Source organism: Caulobacter vibrioides, assembly GCF_002858865.1.
In the GTDB taxonomy this organism is placed as follows: domain Bacteria; phylum Pseudomonadota; class Alphaproteobacteria; order Caulobacterales; family Caulobacteraceae; genus Caulobacter; species Caulobacter vibrioides.
Genome location: NZ_PJRR01000017.1, coordinates 71,553 through 95,855 on the forward strand (window position 1 = coordinate 71,553; position 24,303 = coordinate 95,855).

General features: G+C 66.6%; 24 protein-coding genes and 1 pseudogene. 19 read left to right on the top strand and 6 right to left on the bottom strand.

The window, feature by feature from the left end; genetic code table 11:
• Positions 1–104: 104 nt before the first annotated feature.
• The gene (locus CVUC_RS13740; RefSeq protein ID WP_096032805.1) at positions 105–965 is read left to right on the top strand and encodes an SDR family oxidoreductase; all 861 of its coding nucleotides are present in this window, start codon (positions 105–107) and stop codon (positions 963–965) included.
• On the opposite strand, the gene CVUC_RS13745 is transcribed toward CVUC_RS13740, so the two are convergent.
• Genes CVUC_RS13745 through CVUC_RS13755 form a run of 3 tightly spaced genes read right to left on the bottom strand, consistent with a single transcriptional unit; the run spans position 962 to position 2,450 of the window.
• Positions 962–1,246, bottom strand: coding sequence for a type II toxin-antitoxin system RelE/ParE family toxin (locus CVUC_RS13745; protein ID WP_096032804.1), 285 nt, complete (start codon positions 1,244–1,246; stop codon positions 962–964). The two genes, CVUC_RS13740 and CVUC_RS13745, sit on opposite strands and share 4 nt — an antisense overlap.
• A gap of 3 nt (positions 1,247–1,249) precedes the next feature.
• Positions 1,250–1,519 carry a CopG family ribbon-helix-helix protein gene (locus tag CVUC_RS13750; protein ID WP_012640129.1) on the bottom strand — a complete coding sequence of 90 codons (270 nt, stop codon included), beginning with the start codon at positions 1,517–1,519 and terminating at the stop codon, positions 1,250–1,252.
• 58 nt (positions 1,520–1,577) lie between these two features.
• The gene (locus CVUC_RS13755) at positions 1,578–2,450 is read right to left on the bottom strand and encodes an alpha/beta hydrolase (RefSeq protein WP_096032803.1); all 873 of its coding nucleotides are present in this window, start codon (positions 2,448–2,450) and stop codon (positions 1,578–1,580) included.
• 55 nt (positions 2,451–2,505) lie between these two features.
• On the opposite strand from CVUC_RS13755, the gene CVUC_RS13760 reads away from it, so the two are divergent.
• Positions 2,506–3,678, top strand: coding sequence for a glycosyltransferase family 4 protein (locus CVUC_RS13760; RefSeq protein ID WP_012640128.1), 1,173 nt, complete (start codon positions 2,506–2,508; stop codon positions 3,676–3,678).
• On the top strand, positions 3,675–4,646 hold the full coding sequence (locus CVUC_RS13765) for a glycosyltransferase family 9 protein (RefSeq protein ID WP_096032802.1): 972 nt from the start codon (positions 3,675–3,677) through the stop codon (positions 4,644–4,646). The genes CVUC_RS13760 and CVUC_RS13765 overlap by 4 nt, the downstream gene beginning before the upstream one ends.
• A gap of 28 nt (positions 4,647–4,674) precedes the next feature.
• Here CVUC_RS13765 and CVUC_RS13770 read toward each other — a convergent pair whose 3' ends face one another.
• Positions 4,675–5,274 (bottom strand): YitT family protein, encoded by a 600-nt coding sequence (locus CVUC_RS13770; protein ID WP_096032801.1) that lies wholly within the window; start codon positions 5,272–5,274, stop codon positions 4,675–4,677.
• A gap of 271 nt (positions 5,275–5,545) precedes the next feature.
• On the opposite strand from CVUC_RS13770, the gene infC reads away from it, so the two are divergent.
• The 14 genes from infC (at position 5,546) to CVUC_RS13840 (ending at position 19,753) form a co-directional block, all read left to right on the top strand.
• Complete coding sequence (infC, locus tag CVUC_RS13775) at positions 5,546–6,067, top strand: translation initiation factor IF-3 (RefSeq protein ID WP_010918933.1); 522 nt, start codon at positions 5,546–5,548, stop codon at positions 6,065–6,067.
• A 131-nt stretch (positions 6,068–6,198) separates the two neighbouring features.
• The gene (locus CVUC_RS13780) at positions 6,199–8,133 is read left to right on the top strand and encodes an alpha/beta hydrolase family protein (protein WP_096032800.1); all 1,935 of its coding nucleotides are present in this window, start codon (positions 6,199–6,201) and stop codon (positions 8,131–8,133) included.
• 51 nt (positions 8,134–8,184) lie between these two features.
• Positions 8,185–9,375, top strand: a complete 1,191-nt coding sequence (locus CVUC_RS13785; RefSeq protein WP_096032799.1) for an MFS transporter — start codon at positions 8,185–8,187, stop codon at positions 9,373–9,375.
• A 121-nt stretch (positions 9,376–9,496) separates the two neighbouring features.
• On the top strand, positions 9,497–9,697 hold the full coding sequence (gene rpmI / locus CVUC_RS13790) for a 50S ribosomal protein L35 (RefSeq protein ID WP_010918930.1): 201 nt from the start codon (positions 9,497–9,499) through the stop codon (positions 9,695–9,697).
• A gap of 15 nt (positions 9,698–9,712) precedes the next feature.
• Complete coding sequence (gene rplT, locus CVUC_RS13795; protein WP_010918929.1) at positions 9,713–10,069, top strand: 50S ribosomal protein L20; 357 nt, start codon at positions 9,713–9,715, stop codon at positions 10,067–10,069.
• Between the two features lie 248 nt (positions 10,070–10,317).
• On the top strand, positions 10,318–11,391 hold the full coding sequence (pheS, locus tag CVUC_RS13800; RefSeq protein WP_010918928.1) for a phenylalanine--tRNA ligase subunit alpha: 1,074 nt from the start codon (positions 10,318–10,320) through the stop codon (positions 11,389–11,391).
• 157 nt (positions 11,392–11,548) lie between these two features.
• Positions 11,549–13,948: a phenylalanine--tRNA ligase subunit beta gene (gene pheT, locus CVUC_RS13805; protein ID WP_096032798.1), complete on the top strand. Its 2,400-nt coding sequence runs from the start codon at positions 11,549–11,551 to the stop codon at positions 13,946–13,948.
• A 294-nt stretch (positions 13,949–14,242) separates the two neighbouring features.
• On the top strand, positions 14,243–14,392 hold the full coding sequence (locus tag CVUC_RS19925; RefSeq protein ID WP_024265662.1) for a hypothetical protein: 150 nt from the start codon (positions 14,243–14,245) through the stop codon (positions 14,390–14,392).
• Positions 14,393–14,518: 126 nt separating this feature from the next.
• Positions 14,519–14,815: a hypothetical protein gene (locus CVUC_RS13815; protein WP_010918925.1), complete on the top strand. Its 297-nt coding sequence runs from the start codon at positions 14,519–14,521 to the stop codon at positions 14,813–14,815.
• Positions 14,800–15,102: a hypothetical protein gene (locus tag CVUC_RS13820; RefSeq protein WP_010918924.1), complete on the top strand. Its 303-nt coding sequence runs from the start codon at positions 14,800–14,802 to the stop codon at positions 15,100–15,102. Before CVUC_RS13815 ends, CVUC_RS13820 begins: the two co-directional genes overlap by 16 nt.
• 53 nt (positions 15,103–15,155) lie before the next feature.
• Positions 15,156–15,746 (top strand): peptide-methionine (S)-S-oxide reductase MsrA, encoded by a 591-nt coding sequence (msrA, locus tag CVUC_RS13825; RefSeq protein WP_096032796.1) that lies wholly within the window; start codon positions 15,156–15,158, stop codon positions 15,744–15,746.
• Between the two features lie 375 nt (positions 15,747–16,121).
• Entirely contained in the window at positions 16,122–17,492 is a 1,371-nt protein-coding gene (locus tag CVUC_RS13830; RefSeq protein WP_096032795.1) for a DUF4139 domain-containing protein, read from the top strand.
• Entirely contained in the window at positions 17,486–19,177 is a 1,692-nt protein-coding gene (locus tag CVUC_RS13835) for a DUF4139 domain-containing protein (protein WP_096032794.1), read from the top strand. Before CVUC_RS13830 ends, CVUC_RS13835 begins: the two co-directional genes overlap by 7 nt.
• A gap of 48 nt (positions 19,178–19,225) precedes the next feature.
• The gene (locus tag CVUC_RS13840) at positions 19,226–19,753 is read left to right on the top strand and encodes a TIGR00645 family protein (protein ID WP_096032793.1); all 528 of its coding nucleotides are present in this window, start codon (positions 19,226–19,228) and stop codon (positions 19,751–19,753) included.
• A 35-nt stretch (positions 19,754–19,788) separates the two neighbouring features.
• Here CVUC_RS13840 and CVUC_RS13845 read toward each other — a convergent pair whose 3' ends face one another.
• Positions 19,789–20,508: a DUF1134 domain-containing protein gene (locus CVUC_RS13845; RefSeq protein ID WP_096032792.1), complete on the bottom strand. Its 720-nt coding sequence runs from the start codon at positions 20,506–20,508 to the stop codon at positions 19,789–19,791.
• Between the two features lie 162 nt (positions 20,509–20,670).
• Here CVUC_RS13845 and lepA point away from each other — a divergent pair, with 162 nt between their 5' ends.
• Together lepA and CVUC_RS13855 are read left to right on the top strand one after the other, a co-directional pair.
• A complete protein-coding gene (lepA, locus tag CVUC_RS13850) occupies positions 20,671–22,479 on the top strand; it encodes a translation elongation factor 4 (protein ID WP_096034740.1) in 1,809 nt (602 codons plus the stop codon).
• 206 nt (positions 22,480–22,685) lie between these two features.
• Complete coding sequence (locus tag CVUC_RS13855) at positions 22,686–24,239, top strand: N-6 DNA methylase (RefSeq protein ID WP_164512723.1); 1,554 nt, start codon at positions 22,686–22,688, stop codon at positions 24,237–24,239.
• On the opposite strand, the pseudogene CVUC_RS13860 reads toward CVUC_RS13855, so the two are convergent.
• Positions 24,191–24,303: pseudogene (locus CVUC_RS13860) on the bottom strand (IS5/IS1182 family transposase); the annotation flags it as partial. The gene CVUC_RS13855 and the pseudogene CVUC_RS13860 overlap by 49 nt on opposite strands.

The following is a 24,303-nucleotide window of genomic DNA, read 5'->3' on the forward strand; positions in this document are numbered from 1 at the left end:
CAAGCGCCCTTTGAGGGGTTGCATCGCGGGTTTTTTCCGGGGCTTGATCCGGGCCGGTTTCAGGCGGGTTTGAAGCCTGGATTTCTCGGGGTGGAGCGCCAGCGTTGCGTCTGTTCGTGTTTGGTCTGGGCTATGTCGGGGCGGCCTTCGCCGACGCCTTGCAGGACCGTGGCTGGGACATCGCCGCCTCGGCGCGTGACCCTGGCCAGGCCCAGGCGCTGCGCGACAAGGGAATCACCCCCGCCGATCCGGCCGATCGCGACGCCATGATCGCCGCGCTCGCCGGTGTGAACGCGATCCTCATCACCGCCCCCCCTGGTCCCGACGGCTGTCCGGCGCTGGAGTCGATCGTCCCGGCCCTGGCACAGGCCCAGGCCTATCCAGACTGGATCGGCTATCTGTCGACGACCGGGGTCTATGGCGATTTCGAGGGCCGCTGGGTGTTCGAAACCTCGCCGCTCAAGGCCCAGTCGGTCGAAGGCGCCCGCCGCGTCGGCGCAGAGCGCGACTGGCGTCAGGTCGGGCGCGGCATGGGCTTGACGGTGACCACCTTCCGCCTGCCGGGGATCTATGGTCCGGGCCGCAGCGCGCTGGACCGCCTGCGCGCCGGCGAAGGCCGCCGGATCGTCAAGCCGGGACAGGTGTTCAGCCGCATCCATGTCGACGACATCGTCTCGGGCCTGCTGGCTTCGCTGGATCACCCGCGCGCAGGCGGGGTTTACAATCTCGTCGACGACGAACCGGCCCCGCCCCAGGACGTCATGGAGCACGCCGCCAGGCTGCTGGGCGTTCCGGTTCCGCCGGACCTGCCGTTCAACGAACTGGGCATGTCGCCGGCGACGCGGCGGTTCTACGCCGAGAACAAGCGCGTCTCGAACGCCCTGATCAAGGCGGAGCTGGGGTGGCGGCCCAAGCATCCGACCTACCGCGAAGGTCTGGCGGCGATCCTGAAGGCGGGCGGCTAGGGGCTGGTTGGCCAACGGCGAGAGGCGTGAAGGACCCTCAGGATTTCAACCAGGTCGTCGCTCACCCTGTAAGCGACAATGAAGGGGCCGCCCGGCACGACCAGTTCACGCGTACCAGGGCGACGTCCTGGCCTTCCAAGATTGGGAAAGTCGGACAGCTTTGCCGCGAACTCCCAAATTCTGCGAACCTGCTTAAGCGCCGCCGCAGGCCGATCCTGCGCAATCCAGGCGTACGCGAACCTCAGATCGCGCGATGCGCTATCGGTCCAGGTGACGCGCACGCGTCAGTCACGACTCGGCATCGGGCGCTCGTTGGGCGTCCCCCACGAGTCTATCCATTCGCCGACCTTGTCATGATCAAAGACACGGCCTTCTTCTGCAGCGCGCAGTCCTTCATCGATCGCCGCATCCTGCCAGTCACGCAATTCGACGAAGTCGCGCAAAGCCCGCTCGATGATCGCCGTCTTGGGCTGGTCCATCCCCTCGGCGATCTCTGAGAGTCGCCGGTCTAGGTCGCTGTCTAGCTCAATGCTCAAAGACGCAGGCTTCGCCATGACGAAAATCCAGAACAAGCCGAGAACAAACCATACGCTTGATGGCGGTTTTGTCCAGCTACTCGTCATCAATTGCCGGCGGACGCGGCGCGATGCCGGTCGCTTCCAGGCCCGCCGCATTCCGTAGCCGGGCCGCCCGCGCCAGGCGGCGGGAGACGAGATCCCCCTCCTCCGGCTCGGCCAGGCCCTTGGCTTCGGAAACAGCCGCCACCAGCCGCTCCAGATCCTGCGGACGCGACAGCCGGTGGTCACCGTCCTTGATCAGGGTGAAGACGACATTGTCCGAGGTCAGGGCGTTGGCCAGCTCCAGCGCATGGGTCCACGGCACGTCCGGGTCCGCTCCGCCCTGCAGGATGCGCACCGGAACGTCGATCGGCACGGGCCCCGGCAGGATCGACCACCGCGCGCCGTCCTCCAGCAGATCGCGGGTGATCGGATAGCCGCCGTCGTCATACTCCGAGGGCCGGATCCAGAAGCCGTCGCGGGCGATCGCCGTCCTGGCCTCGGCGGACAGTTCGGGACCCATCAGCTTCTCGGTGAAGTCCGGCGCGGGCGCGATCAGCACCATGGCCTTCACCCGGTCGGGCCGCGCGATCGCCGCCAGGCACGAGAGCCAGCCGCCCATCGACGAGCCGACCAGCATCAGCGGACCGTCGGTCAGCTCGTCGATCACCGCCAGGGCGTCGGCGCGCCAGCGGCTGATCGTGCCGTCTTGGAAGGCCCCGCTCGACTCGCCATGACCGAAATAGTCGAACCGCAGATAGGAACCGCCCGTCGCCTTGGCCTGCTCGGCCAGGACCTCGGCCTTGGTCCCGGTCATGTCGGAATGGAACCCGCCCAGCCACACGACCGTCGGGCCTTCGCCGTCCACCCGCCGCCAGGCCAGGGTCGATCCGTCTTCGCGCGCCAGGGCGCCCCGGGATTCGGTCATGGCGTCGCCTTGATCCTTTCGCTAACAACGGGCGGTTATCGCCGTCGAGACTCGCGTGCCCGACCTACCCGCCCATTTCACATTGCTGCAAGTGACGCCGGAACTGGAAACCGGCGGCGCCGAACAGACGACGATTGATGTCGCCCACGCCGTGGTCGCGCAAGGCGGCAAGGCGCTGGTGGCCACGCGCGGCGGGCGCATGGCCACGCGGCTGGAGGCCGACGGCGGACGTCTGGCCCAGATGCCGGCGCAATCGAAGAACCCGCTGGTCATGCTGGGCAACGCCGCGCGGCTGATCGACCTGATCCGGCGCGAGAAGGTCAGCCTGGTGCACGCCCGCTCGCGCGCCCCGGCGTTCAGCGCGCTGTGGGCCGCCCACGCCACCAAGGTCCCGTTCGTGGCCACCTATCACGGGGTCTACAACGCCAAGTCCGGCCTCAAGCGCTGGTACAATGCGGTGATGACCAAGGGCGCGGTGGTGATCGCAAATTCCGAATACACGCGCGAGCACGTCATCCGCGAGCACGGCGTCGCCGCCGACAAGGTGGTGGCCATCCCGCGCGGCGTCGACCTGTCGCGCTTCGAGCCCGACGTGGTCAGCGCCGATCGGATCGAGGCGCTGCGTCAGGCCTGGGGCGTTGCGCCGGATGAGCGTCGCCTGAAGGTGCTGCTGGCCGGTCGCCTGACCCGCTGGAAGGGCCAGGGCCTGCTGGTTCAGGCGATGGCGCTGCTGAAGGCGCGCGGAGAGGACAAGGTGCTGCTGCTGCTGGCCGGTGACGACCAGGGCCGCAAGGGCTATCGCGCCGAACTGGCAGCGGCGATCGCGCAAGCGGGCCTTGAGGACGCCGTCAAGCTGGTCGGTCATTGCGACGACATGCCGGCCGCCTATCTGCTGGCCGATCTCGCCATTGCTCCCTCCCTGGAGCCCGAAGCGTTCGGCCGCACGGCGGTGGAGCCCCAGGTCATGGGGCGACCGGTCATGGCGGCCGATCACGGCGCCACCCGCGAGACCGTCTTGCCGGGCGAAACCGGCTGGCTGGTCACGCCCGGTGACGCCGAGGCCTGGGCCGCGGCGCTGCTGGAAGCCATCGATATCGGCGCATCAGGGCGCCAATCCATGGGACGAACCGCTCGCGTGCGTGCTCGGCGGTTGTATTCAGTGGACGCGATGTGCGAAGCGACCCTCAAGGTCTATGCGCAGGTGTTGGGTTTGGAGCGTTCGTCTTGAGCAAGGAGATCAAGAAGGTCCTGGTCATCAAGCTTGGGGCGCTGGGCGACTTCGTCCTGGCCCTGGCCGCCATGCGCAAGATCCGCGAAGCCCACCCCAAGGCCAAGATCACCCTGCTGACCACCCCGCCCTTCGAGGCGCTGGCCAAGCTCAGCCCCTATTTCAACACCGTCGAGACCGATGGTCGCCCGGACGACTTCGGCCAGACCCTGGCCATGATCGGCCGCATCCGCAAGGCGCGCTACGACCGCGTCTATGACCTGCAGACCAACAGCCGCACCAACTGGTACTTCCAAATGCTGCGCCCCTTCCCGCCGCAATGGAACGGGATCGCGGTGGGCTGCTCACTGCCCCAGAAGGGCTCGGCCCGCCTCACCATGCACACCCTGGAGCGCCAGGCCGACCAACTGCGCGCGGCGGGGATCTGGCCCGACGCCCCGACCGAGCCGGGCAGCGCGCCGCCGCCCGACCTGTCGTGGATCCTGCGCAAGCACAAGGAGCCGCGCCCTGTCGCCGGCGCCGCCGCGCCGCGTCCCTGCGTCCTGTTCGTGCCGGGTGGCTCGGCCCACCGGCTCGAGAAGCGCTGGCCGGTCGAGTGCTACGCCCAGCTGGGCTCGCTGCTGAAGGCCAAGGGCCTGGACATCGTCATCATCGGCGGTCCCCAGGAAAGCGCCATGGCGCGTCACATCCAGAAGGCCGTGGGCGGCGCGCGCGATCTGACCGGCCGCACTGACTTCGCCCAATTGGCCGTCCTGGGAGCCAGGGCGGCGCTGACCGTGGGCAACGACACGGGTCCGACGCACCTGCTGGCGGCCGCCGGCGCGCCGACCATCGCCCTGTTCTCCGACGCCTCGGATCCGGAGCTGTGCGGCCCGCGCGGCCACGTGGCGGTGATCCGTTCGCCCGACCTCAAGGCCCTGCCCGTCAGCACCGTGGCCAGCGCGGCCATGGCGCTGCTGCCGCATTAGAGAGGGGCGCCGGAGAGCGCCCCCCCTTTCAATACCCCGCGTACCGCCCCGGCTTGTGGTTGGCGATGATCACCGCGCTGAGCGCCACGGCGCTGGCGATGGACAGCAGAAGCTTGTCGAAGCTGATCGTAAAGAACGCTGCGGCCACCACCACGCAGTCGGCCGCCATCTGCACCTTGCCGGCGCTGATCCCTCGGCGCTCCTGCAGATAGAGCGCCAGGACCCCGACCCCGCCGACGCTGGAGCGGTGACGCGCCAGGGCCAGGATGCCCATGCCGATGATCGTGCCGCCGAAGACGGCCGAGAAGATCGGGTCGATGCCGCCGACCTTCAGCCAGTGCGGCATGCCCCAGGCGAGGCCCGCCAGCAGCAGGTTGGTCGCCAGGGTCTTGAAGGTGAACGCCCAGCCCAGGGTCCGCTGGGCCAGAACATAGAACGGCAGGTTCAGAACGAAGAACACCACGCCCACCGGCCAGTCGCTCAGATACGAGATGATCAGGGCCACCCCCGCGACGCCGCCGGTCACGAGGCCCGCAGCCTTCAGCAGGGTCAGCCCGACGGCGATGAAGCTGGAGCCGATGAGGAGCGCATGGATGTCCTCCAGCGCAGAATGGCGATGTTCGGGCATGAGTCGGGCAAGCGTCTTGTTCAGGGAAAACTCGTCCCCGCCTCGCCGTTTCCATCCCGATTGGCCCGAATGATCGTCTGGCCTCGCCACGGGGCCAAAAAAACTGGACCCGCCGGCGTCTGTTTGACCGCCTTCGCTTGATACAGCGCGGCGGGCGCGTCATATATCAGGTTCTCGCGGCGCGCCCAGCGCGGCGCGAACGCGTTCAGCTATATTCGCAATTACCGCACGTCATACCAACAGCACCGGAGCCGCCCCTATTCGCCGTCCTATGCAAACGCCGCCCGTTAAAGACGGACCGCGTATCAACGATGAAATCCGTGTCCCTCGCGTCCTGCTGATCGACCAGCACGGCGAAAAGCAAGGCGAGATGCCGACCGCGTCCGCTATGGAAGCGGCAGAGGAAGCCGGCCTGGACCTGGTTGAAATCGTTCCGAACGCCAATCCTCCCGTCTGCAAGATCCTGGACTACGGCAAGTTCAAGTTCCAGGAGCAGAAGAAGAAGAACGAGGCGCGCAAGCGGCAGAAGGTGGTCGAGCTCAAGGAGATCAAGCTCCGCCCGAACATCGACAGCCACGACTACGACGTGAAGGCCAAGGCGATGCATCGCTTCTTCGAGGAAGGCGACAAGGTCAAGGTGACCCTGCGCTTCCGCGGTCGCGAAATGGCCCACCCCGAACTCGGCATGAAGCTGCTGCAGAAGGTCAAGGCCGACTTCGACGAGGTCGCCAAGGTCGAGTACGAGCCGCGCATGGAAGGCCGTCAGATGATCATGATCCTGGCCCCGCGCTAGGATCGGATCACGGGTAGACACCGAAACGCCCCGGCCTCACGGCCGGGGCGTTTTGCGTTTCACACCCTCAAGGCCCCCCTCGACAGCCCCTCAACCCATGATAGTTTGGCCGGGGGATCTCGGGGGCGCCTTTGTTCAAGTCTTTGCCGGCAGCCGTGGCTGCGCTTTGGTTTTTTGCGGCCGCCGCCGTGTCTGCGGCGGAAAAGCCGGACTTGGCGATCTATGGCCGCCTGCCGCAGATCGAGGGAGTCACGATCTCGCCGGACGGGACCAAGCTGGCGGTCATCAGGACCGACGGCCAGGAGCGCGTTCTGATCGTTCGCAAGCTGAACGGCGAACTGCTGGGCGGGGTCAAGGCGGCCAAGACCAAGCTGCGCGACGTGGTCTGGGCCGGCGAGGACCACGTCATCATGATCTCTTCGCAAACCGCCGACGTTTTCGGGCTGAAAGGCCCGGCGCGCGAATATCTGATGGCCGTGGACTACAATCTGACCACCCGCAAACAGAGCCTTCTGCTGCGTGGCCAGAAAGACTCCATGAACGTGGTTCTGGATCACCCGATGATCCGCATGATCAACGGCCAACCGGTGGCCTTCGTCGAGGGGGTGCACTTTCTCGCCGACCAAGGCGTCAACATGTTGTTTCGCGTCGCGCTCAAGGACGGCCACACCCGGATGCTCGATTTCGGGGCCCGCGATGATGTCAACAGCTGGCTGGTGAACGCAGCGGGCGAGCCTGTCGCGCAATCGCTCTATGACAATGAAAAGGGTCGTTGGGCCCTGCGAATGAAGATCGGCTCCAGCTGGAAGATCGCGGATGAAGCAGACGCCCCGATGGGCTCATTCGGTCTTTACGGCTTCGGTCGCGACGGCAAGTCGGTGCTGGTCTGGCGCGGCGATGATAAGGGCGTCAGCATTCTTCGCGAGTATCGCGGCGTGGGCCAGTACGAGGATCTCCCCGAAGACCTCGACCTGAGCGGCCTCCTGCATGACCCCGATAGCTTGGCGCTCCTGGGAGGCTACACGCTGAAGGGCGACGACCTCGTCTACACTTTCTTCGATCCCGCCAGCCAAAGGACCTGGAACTCGGTGGCCAAGGCCTTCGCGGGCGATCGCGTGAGCTTGCAATCCTGGTCAAAGAACCGGCGGCAGGTGGTCGTTCTGGTGGACTCCGCGACCAGTGGCCCCGCCTACGCGTTGGTTGATCTCGACGCCAAGAACGCGACATGGCTGGGCGATGTCTACGGCGGCCTGACCGAGGCGGCGATCTCCCCGGTACGGCCGATCCGATACAAGGCGGCCGACGGGCTTGAGATCAGCGGCTATCTGACCCTGCCCAAGGGGCGGGATCCCAAGAACCTCCCCCTGATCGTGCTGCCGCATGGCGGTCCCGAAGGCCGCGACACGCCCGGGTTCGACTGGTGGAGTCAGGCCCTGGCCTCACGGGGCTATGCTGTCCTGCAACCTAACTTCCGGGGCTCGGAGGGGTTCGGCTGGGACTTCGTCAAGGCCGGGTTCGGCGAGTGGGGCAAGAAGATGCAGACCGACCTGTCGGACGGCGTCCGCGATCTCGTCAAGCAAGGGATTGTCGATCCCAAGCGGGTCTGCATCGTCGGCGCATCGTACGGCGGCTACGCCGCGCTGGCCGGCGCGACCCTGGATCCAGGCGTCTATCGCTGCGCGGTCTCGGTGGCGGGCCCCTCCGACCTCCGGAAGATGCTGCTGTCGGTACGCGAAGCCAACAATGGCGAGATGTCGGCGGCTCAACGCTACTGGCTGCGGTTCATGGGGGCCGACGGGATCAAGGACCCGGACCTGCAGGCCATCTCCCCGGCTAAGCTGGCCGACCGGGTCGAGATTCCCATCATGCTGATCCACGGCAAGGACGACACGGTGGTGCGCTACGACCAGAGCGTGGTGATGGCCGACGCCCTGCGCAAGGCGGGAAAGCCGGTCGAGTTCGTCACGCTGGCCGGCGAGGATCACTGGCTTTCGAGCGGCGCGACGCGCCTGAAGATGCTGACCGACTCGGTGACCTTCATCGAAAAGCACAATCCGCCGGATTGATGGTTTGCAGGGTCGCCAAGCTGAGACATCAGGCGTAAATCCCGCCGCCTGATGTCCGAGCCCGCCCACAGCAACCGCGCCCTGGCTGTCCTGCTCCTGGTTGTCTTCATCAACCTGGTGGGTTTTGGCGTGATCATTCCGCTGCTGCCGTTCTATGCGCGGTCGATGGACGCTGCGCCGTGGCAGGTGACGACGATGTTCGCCGCCTACAGCCTGGGACAGTTCTTCGGCGAGCCGTTCTGGGGCCGCCTCTCCGACCGGATCGGCCGGCGGCCGGTGCTGATCGTCACCATCATCGCCAACACCCTGGCCTATCTGGCCCTGGCCTTCGCGCCCAACATCTGGGTCGCGATGCTCATTCGCCTGTTCGGCGGCTTTGGCAGCGGCAACATCTCGACGATCCAGGGCTACATGGCCGACGTCACCCCGCCGGAAAAGCGAGCGGGGCGGATGGGCCTGCTCGGCGCAGCGTTCGGGGCGGGCTTTGTCATCGGCCCGGGCCTGGTCATGGTCATGCAGCCCGGCTCCGGCGCCCTGGGCTACCAGCTGCCGCTGTTCCTGGCCGCCGCCATGGCCGGGACGGCCGCCCTGGGCGTCATCCTGTTCGTCAAGGAAAGCCGCGCGCCCTCCGCCCCTGGAGCGCCGCAGGCCCACAGACTGGAGGCTCTGAGCCAAGCGGCCGCCCACCCCGTTCTCTCGCGCGTGCTGCTGGTCACCCTAATCTCGACCGCCGCCTTCGCCGGCATGGAGGCGGTGTTCGGCCTCTATGCCGACACCCGCTTTGGCTGGACGGCCAGCCAGGTGGCGGCCTGTTTCGCCCTGATCGGGGTGATCGCATCGATCGGCCAGGGCGTGCTGACCGGCCGCCTGGCGCGGCGCTTTGGCGAGGCGCGGGTGCTGACCGCCGGCCTGTCGATCATCGCCACGTCGCTGCTGATAACGCCGTTCATTTCCAAGCCCGCCCTGGCTGTGGTGGCGGTGGCGTGTACGGCGTTTGGCCAGTCGCTGGTCTTTCCCTGCGTCGGGGCCCTGATCTCGCGCGCCACCCCGCCCGATCGCCAGGGCCAGATGCTGGGCCTGAACATGGCCGCCGGCTCGCTGGCCCGGATCGGCGGTCCGCTACTGGCCGGACCGCTGTTTGGCCTGGCCATCGGCGGCCCCTACTGGTTCGGCGCGGCCCTGATGGTTCCGGCCATCGGCTTTGCGCTGGTCATTGTCCGCCGGACCAAGGTCGCGGCCTAAATGCTTGCCAGAACCGAGTCTTTCCTGTAGCTACGCCGCCTTTCCGGAACCGCCTGGCCAATTGGCATGCCATGGCGGTTCGTCATGCTTCTAGAGGACGGGGCGCAAGCTCCGACGCGAAATGCCGAAGTTGAAGACCAAGTCGGGCGCCAAGAAGCGCTTCAAACTGACCGCCACGGGCAAGCTGAAGGCCGGCGTCGCCGGCAAGCGCCACCGCCTGATCGGCCACAATGGCAAGTACATCCGCCAAAACCGCGGAACCAAGGTGATGAGCGAGGCCGACGCCAAGATCATCCGCACGTACCTGCCCTACGGCCTTTAAGAGGAGCGCTGACACATGGCTCGCGTTAAACGTGGCGTGGTTGCTCACGCCAAGCACAAGAAGGTTCTCGAGCAAGCCAAGGGCTTCTACGGGCGCCGCAAGAACACCATCCGTACGGCGAAGGCTGCGGTCGACAAGGCCGGCCAGTACGCCTACCGCGACCGCAAGGTGCGCAAGCGCGCCTTCCGTTCGCTGTGGATCCAGCGCATCAACGCCGGCGCCCGTCTGGAAGGCTTCACCTACTCGCAGTTTATCCACGGCCTGGACGTGGCGGGTATCGTCATGGACCGTAAGGTCCTGGCCGATATCGCGGGTAACGACCCGGCTGCGTTCAAGGCTATCGCCGACAAGGTCCGCGCCGCCCTGGCCTAAGGTCTTTTTGGGTCTTTGATCCAACCGATCTTGCAAAGCCCCCAGGCGCGAGCCTGGGGGCTTTTTGCTGTCCGAAACCCTTCTCCCCTTGCGGGAGAAGGTGGCCCGAAGGGCCGGATGAGGGGTTGAAAAACCTCTCCGGCAGCCGCTCAGAGACCCCTCACCCGGCCTTGCTCCGCAAGACCACCCTCTCCCGCAAGGGGAGAGGGTTCCAGCCAGCCCGAAAACCGCCTAGACGGATGCCCGTCATGACCGATCTCAACACCCTCGAAGCCGACGTGCTGGCCCAGGTGGCCGCCGCCTCGGATCTCCAAGCGCTCGACGCCGTCCGCGTGGCCGCCGTCGGCAAGACCGGCTCGATCTCGGGCCTGCTGAAAACCCTCGGCGCGATGAGCCCCGAGGAGCGCAAGACCCAAGGCGCGGCGATCAACGCCCTGCGCGACAAGGTCCAGGACGCGATCACCCAGAAGAAGGCCGCGCTCGAAGCCGCCGAGCTGGACGCGCGTCTGGCCAGCGAGACGCTGGACCTGTCCCTGCCCGCGCCCTACCGCCGCAAGGGATCCGTCCACCCGACCATGCAGACCATGGACGAGGTCGTCGCCATCTTCGCCGAGATGGGCTTCGCCGTGGCCGAAGGTCCGGACATCGAGGACGACTTCCACAACTTCACGGCCCTGAACTTCCCCGAGAAGCACCCGGCCCGCGAGATGCACGACACCTTCTTCTTCAATCCGAAAGAAGATGGCGAAAGGATGCTTCTCCGCACCCACACCAGCCCCGTGCAGGTGCGGACCATGGTGTCGCAGAAGCCGCCGATCCGGATCATCGCGCCGGGCCGCACCTATCGCTGCGACAACGACGCCACCCACACGCCGGTGTTCCACCAGGTCGAAGGTCTGGTCATCGACAAGGGCATCCACATGGGCCACCTGAAGTGGACCCTGGAGACCTTCCTGGCCCGGTTCTTCGAGACCGACGCGGTGACCACCCAGTTCCGCCCGCACCACTTCCCGTTCACCGAGCCGTCGGCCGAGATGGACGTGCAGTGCGACCGCTCCGGCGGCGAGATCAAGATCGGTCAGGGCACGAGCTGGCTCGAGATTCTGGGCTGCGGGATGGTTCACCCGAACGTGCTGCGCGCCTGCGGCATCGACCCGGACGAGTACCAGGGCTTCGCCTTCGGCATGGGCGTCGATCGCCTAGGCATGCTGAAGTACGGCATGCCCGACCTGCGCGACATGTGGTCGTCGGACGTTCGCTGGCTGTCGCACTACGGCTTCAGCGCGTTTGCGGCGCCGAACCCGGCGTCAGGCCTGAGCTGATGCGCGCCGCGCCCCTCATCCCTTCTCCCCTTGCGGGAGAAGGTGGCCTGAAAGGCCGGATGAGGGGTCGTGCTGGCCTCGCCGAGAAACCCCTCATCCGACCTGCTTCGCAGGCCACCTTCTCCCGCAAGGGGAGAAGGAACCGTGAGTTCCAAAGATGAAATTCACCCTGTCCTGGCTCAAGGATCACCTTGAGACCACCGCCACCGTCCCCGAGATCGTCGCGGCCATGACCATGGCCGGGCTCGAGGTCGAGCACGTCGCCGATCCGGCGACCAAGCTTGCCCCCTTCACGGTCTGCAAGATCGTCGAGGCCGCGCGGCACCCGAACGCCGACCGCCTGCAGGTCTGTCAGGTCGACACTGTCGACGGCCGCAAGGAGATCGTCTGCGGCGCGCCGAACGCCCGTCCGGGCCTGACCACGATCTACGCCCCGATCGGCGCCTATGTGCCCGGCCTGGACGTGACCCTGGTCGAGAAGCCGGTGCGCGGCGTCGTCTCCAACGGCATGCTCTGCTCGGCCGCCGAGCTGGAATACGCCAGCGAGAGCGACGGCATCATGGAGCTGCCCGATAGCCTCGCGGTCGGCACGCCGGCCGTTGACGCGCTGGGCCTGGAAGCCGTCATCGACTTCGAAGTGACCCCCAACCGCCCCGACTGGCTGGGCGTGGCCGGCATCGCCCGCGACCTGGCCGCCGCCGGCGTCGGCACGCTGAAGGACCTGTCGATCGCGCCGGTCGCCGGGACCTATCCGAGCCCGATCAGCGTGACGGTCGACGGCGAGGCCTGCCCCGCCTTCGCCGGTCGCTACATCCGCGGCGTCAAGAACGGCCCCTCGCCCAAGTGGCTGCAGGATCGCCTGACCGCCATCGGCCTGCGCCCGATCAACGCCCTCGTGGACGTCACCAACCTGATCTCCTACGACCGCGCGCGGCCGCTGCACGTCTATGACGCGCACAAGCTGTCGGGGACCCAGATCTCGACGCGCCTGGGCCGTCACGGCGAGCATGGCGACGAGCATCTGATCGCGCTGGACGGCAAGACCTACGAGCTGACCCCGGAGATGTGCGTGATCGCCGATGCCAACGGCGAGCGCCCGATCGGCCTGGGCGGCGTGATGGGCGGCGAAAGCACCGGCTGCTCGGACGACACGGTCGACGTGTTCGTCGAGAGCGCCTGGTTCGAGCCGATCCGCATCGCCCAGACCGGCCGCACGACCGGCATCGCCAGCGACGCCCAGTACCGCTTCGCCCGCACCGTCGACACCGGTTCGCTGGTCCCCGGCATCGAGCTGGCCACCAAGCTGATCCTGGAACTGTGCGGCGGTGAGCCGTCCGAGGTTGTGTATGTCGGCGAGGTTCCGGCCGCGCCTAAGAGCTTCGCCTTCGACCCCGACTATGTCGGCCAGCTGTCGGGCCTGGCGGTGACGCCGGAAAAGACGCACCAGATCCTGGCGGCGCTGGGCTTTGACGTCGTGCTGGGCTCGCCCTGGACCGTAACCCCGCCGACCTTCCGCCGCGACGTGGAAGGCAAGGCCGACCTCGTCGAAGAGGTCGCGCGCATCGCCGGCTACGGCGCCCTGCCCTCGACGCCGCTGCCGGAGGTTCCGCGCGCCGTGGGCGGCATCCTGACCGCCAAGCAGGCCCGCGCCCGCGCGGCTCGCCGCGCCCTGGCGGCCGCTGGCTACGCCGAGGCCGTGACCTTCAGCTTCACCAACCGCAAGACCGCGTCGCTGTTCGGCGGCGGCCAGGACGTGCTGGTTTTGGCCAATCCGATCGCCTCGGAACTGGACTGCATGCGCCCGTCGCTGCTGCCCAACCTGATCGAGGCCGCCGGCCGCAACGCCCGCCAGGGCTTCCCGGACGCGGCCCTGTTCGAGATCGGTCCGACCTTCCACGGCGACAAGCCGGCCGACCAGCGCACCGTCGTCTCGGCGATCCTGGCGCCGAAGGCCCCGCGCGGCTGGGACAAGGCCGCGCAGGGCGATGTCTTCACGGTGAAAGCGGACTTGCTGGCCCTGCTGGAAGAGCTGGGCGCGCCGGTCGCCTCGCTGCAGACGGCGCAGGGCTCGGCCTCGTCCTGGTGGCACCCGGGCCGCTCGGCGCGACTGCAACTGGGCCCCAAGGCGGTGATGGCCGAGTTTGGCGAAATTCACCCGGCGGTGCTGAAGGCGCTGGACGTGGCCGGCCCGGTCTTTGGCTTCGAGATCACCCTGGAGGCGATCCCCGAGCCGAAGAAGAAGTCGATCAAGACCAAGCCGGCCTTCTCGCCCTCGGCCCTGATGCCGCTGACCCGCGACTTCGCCTTCCTGGTCGAAAAGGCCAAGGCCGCCGGCGATCTGGTGAAAGCCGCCGCCGGCGCCGACAAGGCCCTGATCACCGCCGCGCGCGTGTTCGACGTCTATGAAGGCCCCGGCGTGCCGGAGGGCTTCAAGTCGGTCGCCATCGAGGTCGTGGTCCAGCCGCGCGAAGCCACCCTGACCGACGCCGAGATCGAGGCCCTGTCGGCTAAGGTCGTCGCGGCGGCGGAAAAGGCCGGCGGTAAGCTGCGCTCATAACGCCCTTCTCCCCTTGCGGGAGAAGGTGGCGGCCGTCAGGCCGACGGATGAGGGGTCGCGCAGGCGGCCCCTTTTTCGTTGGATAGAGCGCTCAACCCCTCATCCGGCGCTGCGCGCCACCTTCTCCCGCAAGGGGAGAAGGATACCGGATTGCTGCATTTCCAGGCGCCCCGCCTCGCCGAGGGCAAAACCATCCCATCCCGCGACCGATCGCCTCTTTCGTCGGCAAGACCTTGCGCAACGCCCCACCCCGCGCTACCTCTAAGCTGCGCTAACGGAAATCATCGCTTCCACATGCAATCGACCTTCGCCTTCGCCGCCTTTATGACCACCGGCCTTACCGCCGTGGCCGTGATGTCGTGCGCCGTGGCGATGTGGAACATGATTAATCAGATTAAAACCGTCCGAGTTCGAACGGGGCAAAATCGGCGCAAGCAGCGGTAGGAAACCCTACCAAACCCAAAGCCGAAGGATCGCAAGATCTCCAAAAAGCCCCGCTCCCACGAGCGGGGTTTTTTGTTGCGCGGTTCCTCGGTCCTCAAAGCCTCTTAAAGCCAAGGATCGACCCCTATGAGTTACCTGCCCTCTCCACCCGCCTTCCACAGCGACCATGACGGCGTCACGGTCCACCAGCTGCTGCTGGCCGCCCAGGACGCCCCCAGCGCGCTGGACGCCGTTCGCCAAGGCCTGGCCGACAGCGGCGCGGAACTTTGCGGCCTGACGATGAAGCCGGTGGGCCAGATCGTCGAAGCCTCGCTGAAGGTGCGCCACCTGGGCGACCAGGCCGCCCGCCTGCTGGCCCGCGACCTCGCCGCCTGGCCGGGCGTCAATTCGGCCTCGGTCGAGCACCAGTGGTTCCGTCCGTGAGCGACCGCGTAGACCCGCTCAAACCGGAAGGCGGCGAGCTTGCGTCCCTGCGTCGCCGCCTCTTCCTGGTCACCGCCGAGGACACGCCTGACGCCCTGATGCGCGTGCTGGGCGTGGCCTCGGTGCAGCAGGCCCGCCTGCGCGCCCTGTCCGCCGCTCCCGAGGGGCCGCACATGGCCATTCGTCTCGAGATCGACGACCAGGGCGATGACCGCGCACAGGTGCTGGCCTCGCGGCTGGCGGCCTGTCCGTCGGTGCGCGGCGTCGGATTTGGCTGGCGGCAGTAACCGATCGACGTCCGCGTGCGTATCTAGAGGACGCAGACCTGCCGGAGACCCCGATGCGCCGCCTGATCGTCCTTTTCGCCGCCACCCTCGCCGTCCTGGGCGCCACCGCTCCGGCCCTCGCCACGCCCAAGACCGAGACCGCCGTCTTCGCCGGCGGCTGCTTCTGGTGCATGGAGCACGACATGCAGGGCGTGCCCGGCGTCCTCAAGGTCGAGAGCGGCTATACCGGCGGCCACCTGAAGAACCCGACCTATCGGGATGTCACCAGCGAGACCAGCGGCCACTATGAGGCCGTGCGCGTCACCTATGACCCGGCCAAGCTGGACTACGGGTTCCTGCTGTACCGCTACTGGAAGCTGGTCGACCCCACCGACGACGGCGGCCAGTTCTGCGATCGCGGCCCGTCCTACCGCCCGGCGGTGTTCGTCACCCCCGCCCAGCGCCCGATCGCCGAGAAGTCTCGCACTGAGGCCGCCAAGCGCCTGAAGACAGGGACGATGAAAACGCAGATCCTGCCGGTGCAGACCTTCTACCTGGCCGAGGAATATCACCGCGACTACGCCAAGCGGAACAAGCTGAACTACTTCGCCTATCGCACCGGCTGCGGCCGCGACGCACGCCTCAAGCAGGTGTGGGGGAACTAGAGACGGGTCGTGCGAGGTAGGTCACGCCCGTCGTAGAGCGGCTCAGGACCATTCGAAGCAAAGCCACAATGGATTGGACCGTCCTTCTGCCCCTCAGCCCATTCCCTCGCCATTGCGAATGACGGAGCAACGCGGAAGAGAATAGTCTCTCCGGTTTCTCGAGAACGCACTACGCTAAACCCAACTACCCCATCGGTCTCAGCTTGAATAAGCATCGTCTTAGAATCGAATCGCATCGCTGGTACTCCAGTTGTGATCCAGCGATTCTAGGCTAACGCGCGGCTCCTCAGGCGGCCGCTATCGTCCAATCAACTCCGCCTCGACTCCGCCTCAATCCCGTGTAGCTTACCTCTGTAAATACTCGGGAGGACGTCGATGAACCGCCGCATGATGCTGGCTTCGGCCGCGCTGCTGCTCGCCCCGCTCACCGCACAGGCGCAGACCCGCGACGTCTCTGTCACGATCTACAATTCCGACCTCGCCTTGGTGGAGGACGCCCGCCCGCTGGACCTGAAGGCCGGACGCCAGAAGCTGGAGTTCAAGGACGTCTCGGCCGCGATCCGCCCGGAGACGGTCAGTCTCTCGGCCCCCGGGGTGACGATCCTGGAGCAGAACTTCGACTACGACCTGCTGACGCCCGACAAGCTGATGGAGAAGGCGGTCGGCCAGCAGGTGAAGATCGTCCGCACCAATCCTGGCGACGGCAAGGAGACCACCGAGGTCGCCACCGTCCTGGCCGCCAATGAGGGCGTGGTGCTGAAGATCGGCGACCGCATCGAGGTGCTGCGCGACGACGGCGTTCCCACCCGCGTGATCTTCGACAAGGTGCCCGAAACCCTGCGCGCCCGCCCGACCCTGTCGGTCAGTGTCGAGGCCGCCGGCGCCGGGACGCGGCAGGCCAAGCTGAGCTACCTGACCTCGGGCCTGTCGTGGAAGGCCGACTATGTGGCCCTGTTCGACGAGGCCAAGAGCACGATGGACCTGCAGGGCTGGATCACCCTGTCGAACAATTCCGGCACCCCCTTCGAGAATGCGCGAACCCAGCTGGTCGCGGGCGACGTCAACCAGCTGAACGACGGCGGCTATCGTTCGAGCCGGTCGCCCGGCATGATCAGCGCCGGAACCGAGAGCGGCGTCGGCGAGCGCGTGGCCGACTACTATGTCTATCCCCTGCCCGAGCGCACCACGATCGCCTCCAACCAGAACAAGCAGGTCGGCTTCCTGTCCGCCCAGGGCGTCGCCGCCAAGAAGGTCTATGAGGTCCGCGAGGGCTGGTTCACCAGCCAGGCCGAGCCCACCAAGGCCGTCGTCGCCATCCAGTTCAGCAACGCCAAGCTGGCGGGTCTGGGCACCCAGCTGCCGATGGGGACGATGCGGGTCTATATGCGCGACGCGGCCGGCGATCCGAAGTTCGTCGGCGAGAACGCCATCGGCCACACGCCGGCGGGCTCGGAGCTGTCGATCAAGACCGGCGAGGCCTTCGACGTCTCCAGCCAGGCGACGCTGGTGGCGGAGTCCCGCGTCTCCAAGCGCCTGACGCGCTACGAGATGAAGTACCTGCTGCGCAACGCCAAGGACCAGCCCGTGACGATCGAGCTGCGCCAAGGCGGCCTTGGGCGTGACAGCACCGTCAAGGCCGAGAGCCTGAAGGGCCGCCGCATCGACGCCGGGACCCTGGGCTGGAGCGTCCCCGTGCCCGCCAATGGTGAAACCGTGCTGACCTTCACGGTCGAGACGGGGTGGTGATGAGCAGATCCTCCCCCCATGGGGGAGGTGTCGCCGCAGGCGACGGAGGGGGAAGACCTCTCCGCCCCGGCCACTTCCCCCTCCGTCCGCTTCGCGGACACCTCCCCCCTGGGGGGAGGATTTTCGCCCTGGCCCTCGCCGTCGCGCTCCCCGCCCAGGCCGAGACCATCGCGTCGCGCGCGCCTGAGACCGTGGCGATCACCCTATATCGCGACGGCGACGGACCGTTCCAGACCATGTCGCCCTGGGTCCGCCAGCAGGCGCGCGACAAGGGCCTCGTTCTGGTCACCGAGACCCGCACGGTCGACCTGCCCGCCGGCCGCCACACGCTGCGGTTCGACGGCGTCGCCGAGGGGCTGATCCCGCAGAGCGCGGCGGTCGAGGGGCTGCCCGGTAAGGCGGTCGAGCGAAACTATGACTACGCCCTCTTGAGCCCCGGAACCCTGGTCGAGCGCGCGCTGGGCCAGCCGATCAAGGTGGTGCGCACCAACCGCAAGACGGGGCGCCAGCAGACCGTCGACGCCACCCTGATCCAGGGCCCCTACGGCCTGATGGTGCGCACGGCCGAAGGCGTGGAAGCCCTGGGCTGTTCAGGCGGGCCGGAGCGTCTGGTGCTGGGGTCCGTCCCCGAGGGCCTGACCGACAAGCCCAGCCTTTCCACTGTGGTCGAGGTCGCCTCGCCTTCCCGCGCCAAGCTGACCCTGTCCTATCTCGCGCTGGGCGTGAACTGGCAGGCCGACTACGTCGCGCGCATCCATCCGGACGGCCAGCGCCTGGACCTGACCGGCTGGCTGACCCTGGTCAACAGCGGCGGCAGCCAGTTCCCCGACGCCAAGACCCAGGCGGTGGCCGGAAAGCTGTCGCGCAAGCCCGTTCGGGTGGACAAGGGCGAGGCCCGATCCATTCACCGCGCCTGTTGGCCGATGGACACCACCCATTACGGCCAGGCGCCTCCGCCACCGCCGGAGCTGCCCCCGCCCTTGCCGATCCCGATGATGTCCGCCGCGCCGATGGCACGTGCAGGCGCCGAAGAGATCATGGTCACCGGCGCGCGCGCCAAGCTGGCCGAGCAGTCGAACCTAGGCGACTACAAGCTCTACACCCTGCCAGAGCCGGTCACCCTGAACGCCCGCCAGACCAAGCAGGTGGCTTTCCTCGACCAGAAGGACGTCGCCTTCCAGCGGCTCTACGCCGTCGAGATGGACAGCTATAACGGCTATGACGCGGCGGATGCGCCGCTGATCACGCCCGATGTCGTGCTGCGGCTGGAGAACAAGACCGCCAACGGTCTGGGCAAGCCCCTGCCCTCGGGCGCCTTGTCGGCGATCGAGACCGCCGCCGGCCGCCCGACCTTCGCCGGCGAGCAGGCGGTGCGCGACGTGGCGGTGGGAGAGCCCCTGGACCTCGTCATCGGCCGCGCCATGGACGTCCACGCCCGGCCGCGCCTGGTCGAGGAACGGACGCTGTCGAAAGGGCGCGTCCGCCGCACCTATGAGCTCGACCTGGCCAACGCCAAGACGGTTCCGATCACGGTCGAGATCCGTCACGATCCCACCGCGCCGTACTTCAAGCTCGTCAGCGAGCCCCAGAAGCACGACATCCGCCAAGGTCAGGTGGCCTGGCGGGTCACGCTCCCGGCGGGCGAACGCCGGAGCTTCCGATATGCGGTGGCTTTCGGCCGCTAGATACCGTCATGCTGGCGCTCTAGATGCAGGGGCGCATCGGAGGGCCACATGAAGAAACCTGTTTTGGAAACCTGGCTGGAGCGCGGCCTGTTCGCGTCGCGCTGGCTGATGGCGCCGTTCTATGTCGGCCTGGTCGTGGCCCTGGCGGCGCTGATGGTGGTGTTCTTCCAAGAGCTGTTCCAGGAACTTCCGCGCGTTCCGTCGATGACGCCGGAAAGCGCCATCCTGATGGCCCTGACCCTGATCGACCTCTCTTTGGCGGCCAATCTGATGGTGATCGTTATCCTCTCGGGCTACGAGAACTTCGTCTCCAAGATCGACACCGCCAGCCACGAGGATCGTCCCGAATGGATGGGCACGGTCGATTTCTCGGGGCTGAAGATGAAGCTGATCGCCTCGATCGTGGCGATCTCGGCCATCGCCCTGCTCAAGGCGTTCCTGAAGCTCACCGAGCCCGGCCAGACCGTGGACCAGGTGCGCCTGTTCTGGCTGGTGATGGTTCACCTGTCCTTCGTGGTGTCAGGCGTGCTGCTGGCCGTGATGGACTGGCTGAACGCCAAGGTGGCCAAACACTGAGGACTTGAGGCTCTCCCGTACAGGAGAGCCTCCCCTTAGAACGGCAGCCGGCGGCGCTGGCGGCTGTAGCCCAGATAGCCGACATTGGCGCCCAGCCGCAGGCCCACGCCCGCGCGGATCGGGGCCAGGGTGATCTCGTCGGCCTTCTGGTAGTTCACGCCGAGGCCGCCCACCAGGTAGGCGCTGCCCTCCACGCCCGGGAAGCGGCGGAAGATGGCGTCCGGGTACTGCAGGTCGTAGCACAGGGTGAACACGCGGCTGGCGTTGCCGCCCCAGTCCCAGCCGATGGTCGGGCCCTGCCAGAAGACCTCCATCGTCGGGCGGCCCTTCATGTACAGCAGACCCCGGCCATAGCGCAGGCCGGCGATGAACGCGCCCGAGCCCTCCTCGCCGGCGATGTAGCCGGTGGGCTGGCCCTTGTCCTTGAACACCTTCTCGATCGCCGCGCCTGCGCTTTCGGCCGTGACGCCCAGAAAGTCCGACGTGGCGCGGATCATCTCGTCGGCCGAATAGGTCTGGACCCGGCCCGTATCATAGGTGGGCGTCATGCCGCTTGAGGCCGGCGCGGCCTCCGGCGGCGGCGGCGGCGGCGGCGCGTAGGTTTCCTGCGGCGCCGGCGGCGGTGCGTTGGGATCGGTGATCGGCTGGGCGGGCGGCAGTTGCTCGGAGGTGATGCGCTGGCGAGCCAGCGCCTCTGACGCCACAGCGGACACGCCCAGGGCGGCGCTCGAGAGGATCAGCTTGCGACGGTCCATGTCAGGGCCTCCGGATGGAATTGTTTGCAACACAGTTGCAAGCCATTGCGTCCGGTTTGGGGCTCCAAACTTAACGCGTGGTTAAGCATAACCGCGCGCCACGCCCCCACCGCGACCGCAACGCCCCTCGCGAAGCGGCGCAAATGTGATATGCGCACGCGCATGACTTCGACGCCTCTGGACAAGATCCGCAACTTTTCGATCGTGGCTCACATCGACCACGGCAAATCCACGCTCTCGGATCGGCTGATCCAGACGACCGGCGGCCTGACCGCGCGCGAGATGAGCGCCCAGGTCCTGGACAACATGGACATCGAGAAGGAGCGCGGCATCACCATCAAGGCGCAGACCGTGCGCCTGACCTACAAGGCCGCCGACGGCGAGACCTATATCCTCAACCTGATGGACACCCCCGGGCACGTCGACTTCGCCTACGAGGTCAGCCGGTCCCTGGCCGCCTGCGAAGGCTCGATCCTGGTCGTCGACGCCAGCCAGGGCGTGGAAGCCCAGACCCTGGCCAATGTCTATCAGGCCATCGACAACAATCACGAGATCGTCCCCGTCCTGAACAAGGTCGACCTCCCCGCCGCCGACGTCGACCGCGTCAAGGCGCAGATCGAGGACGTCATCGGCCTGGACGCCTCCGACGCCGTCGAGTGCTCGGCCAAGACGGGCGTCGGCATCCCCGAGGTGCTGGAAGCCATCGTCACCCGCCTGCCCCCGCCCAAGGGCGACCCGACCGCGCCGCTCAAAGCCCTGCTGGTCGACGCCTGGTACGACGCCTATCTGGGCGTCGTGGTGCTGGTGCGCATCTTCGACGGCAGCCTGAAGGCCGGCCAGCAGGTCCGCATGATGCAGACGGGCGCCACCCACCGCATCGACAAGGTCGGCGTCTTCACGCCCAAGGCCACCGACGTCGAATATCTGGGTCCCGGCGAGGTCGGCTTCTTCACCGCCAGCATCAAGGAAGTGGCCGACGCCGCCGTCGGCGACACCATCACCGACGAGAAGAAGCCCACCGCCGAAGCCCTCAAGGGCTTCAAGGAAGTGGTCCCCGTGGTGTTCTGCGGCCTCTTCCCGGTCGACGCCGCCGACTTCGAGGACCTGCGCGCCGCCGTCGGCAAGCTGCGCCTGAACGACGCCAGCTTCACCTACGAGATGGAATCCAGCGCCGCCCTCGGCTTCGGCTTCCGCTGCGGGTTCCTTGGCCTGCTGCACCTGGAGATCATCCAGGAGCGCCTCTCCCGCGAGTTCGACCTCGACCTGATCGCGACCGCCCCGTCGGTCGTCTACAAGATCAAGCTGCGCAACGGCGACGAGATCGAGCTGCACAACCCGGCCGACCTGCCCGACGTCATGCAGATCGAGGAGATCGCCGAGCCCTGGATCAAGGCCACGATCTTCACCCCCGACGAATATCTGGGCGGCGTCATCAAGCTGTGCCAGGACCGCCGCGGCATGCAGCGCGAGCTCTCCTACGTCGGCAGCCGCGCCATGGTCGTCTACGACCTGCCGCTGAACGAGGTGGTGTTCGACTTCTATGACCGCCTGAAGTCAATCTCGAAGGGCTATGCCAGCTTCGACTACCAGCTGGAGGACTACCGCGCCGGCGACCTCGTCAAGATGTCGATCCTGGTCAACAGCGAGCCCGTCGACGCCCTCTCGATGCTGGTCCACCGCAGCCGCGCCGAAAGCCGCGGCCGGGGCATGTGCGAGAAGATGAAGGAGCTCATCCCCCAGCACATGTTCGTCATCCCGATCCAGGCCGCCATCGGCGGCCGCATCATCGCCCGCGAAACCGTGCGCGCCCTGCGCAAGGACGTGACTGCCAAGTGCTACGGCGGCGACGCCAGCCGCAAGAAGAAGCTTCTGGAGAAACAGAAGGAAGGCAAGAAGCGGATGCGCCAGTTCGGCAAGGTCGAGATCCCGCAGGAAGCCTTCATCGCCGCCCTGAAGATGGACGAGGATTGATCGGGGCGGTTAGCGCCGGATTGCACGTGGAGACCTAGGACGCCGCTAACGCTCCCCGTTTGGTGGCCGCTGGCCCTCTTGCAACGTTTAGGCGAAGCAGGCCAACTGAGGTCATGACGACAGCGCCGCAACGCAACTTGCTTAAGTCTTATGCCAAGCGGGTCAGAGACGCTCGGCGTGCTCATGCTGGCGTCACAGAACCCGGATTGGCGCCCGAGTTTCAGCAGTTTCTTGTCGAAATCCTGCCCCAGCTTCCAGCGGCTCCGGAATTGACCGTCTTGGCGGAGTTTATCAACGCCGGGATAGGCCGCCCCGACATCGCCTTGAAGCGCGCCGGCGAGCAGGCTCGCGCCTTTGTCGAACTCAAGGCGATGGACAAACCAACAGATGGGTCCCGCTGGACGACGCCCCATGACAGGCGTCAGTTTGCCCGCTTCTCGGAATTCTCGGTCTGGGCGACCTGCAATTTCCATGAAATTCGTCTCTACGAGCGCGCCGAAAGCAAGGGCAATGCAGCCCTGGTCCCGGAGGAGGCGCTCGATCCAAGCCAGAGCGACACCGCCGCCGACAAGCTGATCGATGCGCATGACGCTTCAGCAGCTTTGCGCCTGATCGAGCGGCTGGCGCAATCCGATCCGCCGTCAGCTAGTGACGCCGAGCATCTTGCCGAGCTTTTGGCCCATTCGGCGCGACTGGTACGTGGGATTATTCGCGACCGCCTCGCCGAACTGACTGTAGAGGGTAAGACCGACACACCCTTGCACCAGGTGCGCCAGGAGTTCCGGGACGTCCTTTATTCGCACCCCGAAGTCGCCGGCTATTCTTCGAGTGATTTCGATGAATTGTTCTCGGCGGCGTTCGCCCAGACCCTGGCCTTTGGCCTGTTGCTGGTACGGGAAGCCACCGGCGGCGCGCTCGTTGACAATCACGCCTACGAGCAGATGCCCGATGAGCATCCCCTGATGCGAACAACGCTCAGAGTGCTCAGCCTACCCGAAGTTGCTCAGGAAGTGGGAGCCGGCTTTGAGGTCATGCTCCAAACGGTCAACGGGTTCGACCCGAAGATCTTGGAAATTCGCAAGGATGGTTCAGACCCGATCCTGTATTTCTACGAGAACTTTCTCTCGACCTTCGATCCAGCGGCGCGGGAAAAGTACGGCGTCTATTACACGCCGACGGAGGTCGTGCGCTTCATGGTCGGCGCGCTGGACCGAGCGCTGAGGGATCATTTGAAGACCGACGGCATTGCCGACAGCAAAGTCCATATTCTTGATCCCGCTACCGGCACCGGCACCTTCCTGCTGGGGATTGCTGACCGCTTGCGACGCAATGTCACCGAAACCCATGGGCCGGGCCAGGCTCCGGCCGCCCTGCGCGGATTGGCCGAGCGCATGTATGGTTTCGAACTGTTGATTGGTCCCTATGCCGTCGCCCACTATCGTCTGCATCACACCCTGTCACGGAAGCCCGACGGCACCACTGACAAGACTCTGAAGTTGCCTAGACTAGGCGTCTATCTCACCGATACCCTGGCACGGCCCGGCACAGCGGCGGCGTTGGGCAGTTTAGGCTTTGTCAGCGAGGGCATTCGGGATGAGCGCGCTCTCTCTGACCGGGTCAAGTCGCAGCAGGAGATCCTGGCGATCATCGGCAACCCGCCTTATCGCCGACTAGAAGCGGGCGAGAACGAGACCCTAGGCGGTGTGGACACTTATCGCAGCCACAAGGCAATAGCGGCGAGGGTGACGACGGCGAGATAGTTGCGAGCGGTCTTTTCGAAGCGGGTTGCAACGCGCCGGAACTGCTTGAGCTTTGAGAAGCAGC

Bases quoted from the DNA above. Each gene is read 5' to 3' on its own strand.
- CVUC_RS19925 (WP_024265662.1), top strand. From the start codon at position 14,243: ATGCAATCGACCTTCGCCTTCGCCGCCTTTATGACCACCGGCCTTACC.
- CVUC_RS13815 (WP_010918925.1), top strand. From the start codon at position 14,519: ATGAGTTACCTGCCCTCTCCACCCGCCTTCCACAGCGACCATGACGGC.
- CVUC_RS13830 (WP_096032795.1), top strand. From the start codon at position 16,122: ATGAACCGCCGCATGATGCTGGCTTCGGCCGCGCTGCTGCTCGCCCCG.
- msrA (WP_096032796.1), top strand. From the start codon at position 15,156: ATGCGCCGCCTGATCGTCCTTTTCGCCGCCACCCTCGCCGTCCTGGGC.
- CVUC_RS13755 (WP_096032803.1), bottom strand. From the start codon at position 2,450: ATGACCGAATCCCGGGGCGCCCTGGCGCGCGAAGACGGATCGACCCTG.
- lepA (WP_096034740.1), top strand. From the start codon at position 20,671: ATGACTTCGACGCCTCTGGACAAGATCCGCAACTTTTCGATCGTGGCT.
- rplT (WP_010918929.1), top strand. From the start codon at position 9,713: ATGGCTCGCGTTAAACGTGGCGTGGTTGCTCACGCCAAGCACAAGAAG.
- CVUC_RS13750 (WP_012640129.1), bottom strand. From the start codon at position 1,519: ATGGCGAAGCCTGCGTCTTTGAGCATTGAGCTAGACAGCGACCTAGAC.
- pheS (WP_010918928.1), top strand. From the start codon at position 10,318: ATGACCGATCTCAACACCCTCGAAGCCGACGTGCTGGCCCAGGTGGCC.
- pheT (WP_096032798.1), top strand. From the start codon at position 11,549: ATGAAATTCACCCTGTCCTGGCTCAAGGATCACCTTGAGACCACCGCC.
- CVUC_RS13845 (WP_096032792.1), bottom strand. From the start codon at position 20,508: ATGGACCGTCGCAAGCTGATCCTCTCGAGCGCCGCCCTGGGCGTGTCC.
- CVUC_RS13785 (WP_096032799.1), top strand. From the start codon at position 8,185: ATGTCCGAGCCCGCCCACAGCAACCGCGCCCTGGCTGTCCTGCTCCTG.
- CVUC_RS13770 (WP_096032801.1), bottom strand. From the start codon at position 5,274: ATGCCCGAACATCGCCATTCTGCGCTGGAGGACATCCATGCGCTCCTC.
- CVUC_RS13840 (WP_096032793.1), top strand. From the start codon at position 19,226: ATGAAGAAACCTGTTTTGGAAACCTGGCTGGAGCGCGGCCTGTTCGCG.
- rpmI (WP_010918930.1), top strand. From the start codon at position 9,497: ATGCCGAAGTTGAAGACCAAGTCGGGCGCCAAGAAGCGCTTCAAACTG.
- infC (WP_010918933.1), top strand. From the start codon at position 5,546: ATGCAAACGCCGCCCGTTAAAGACGGACCGCGTATCAACGATGAAATC.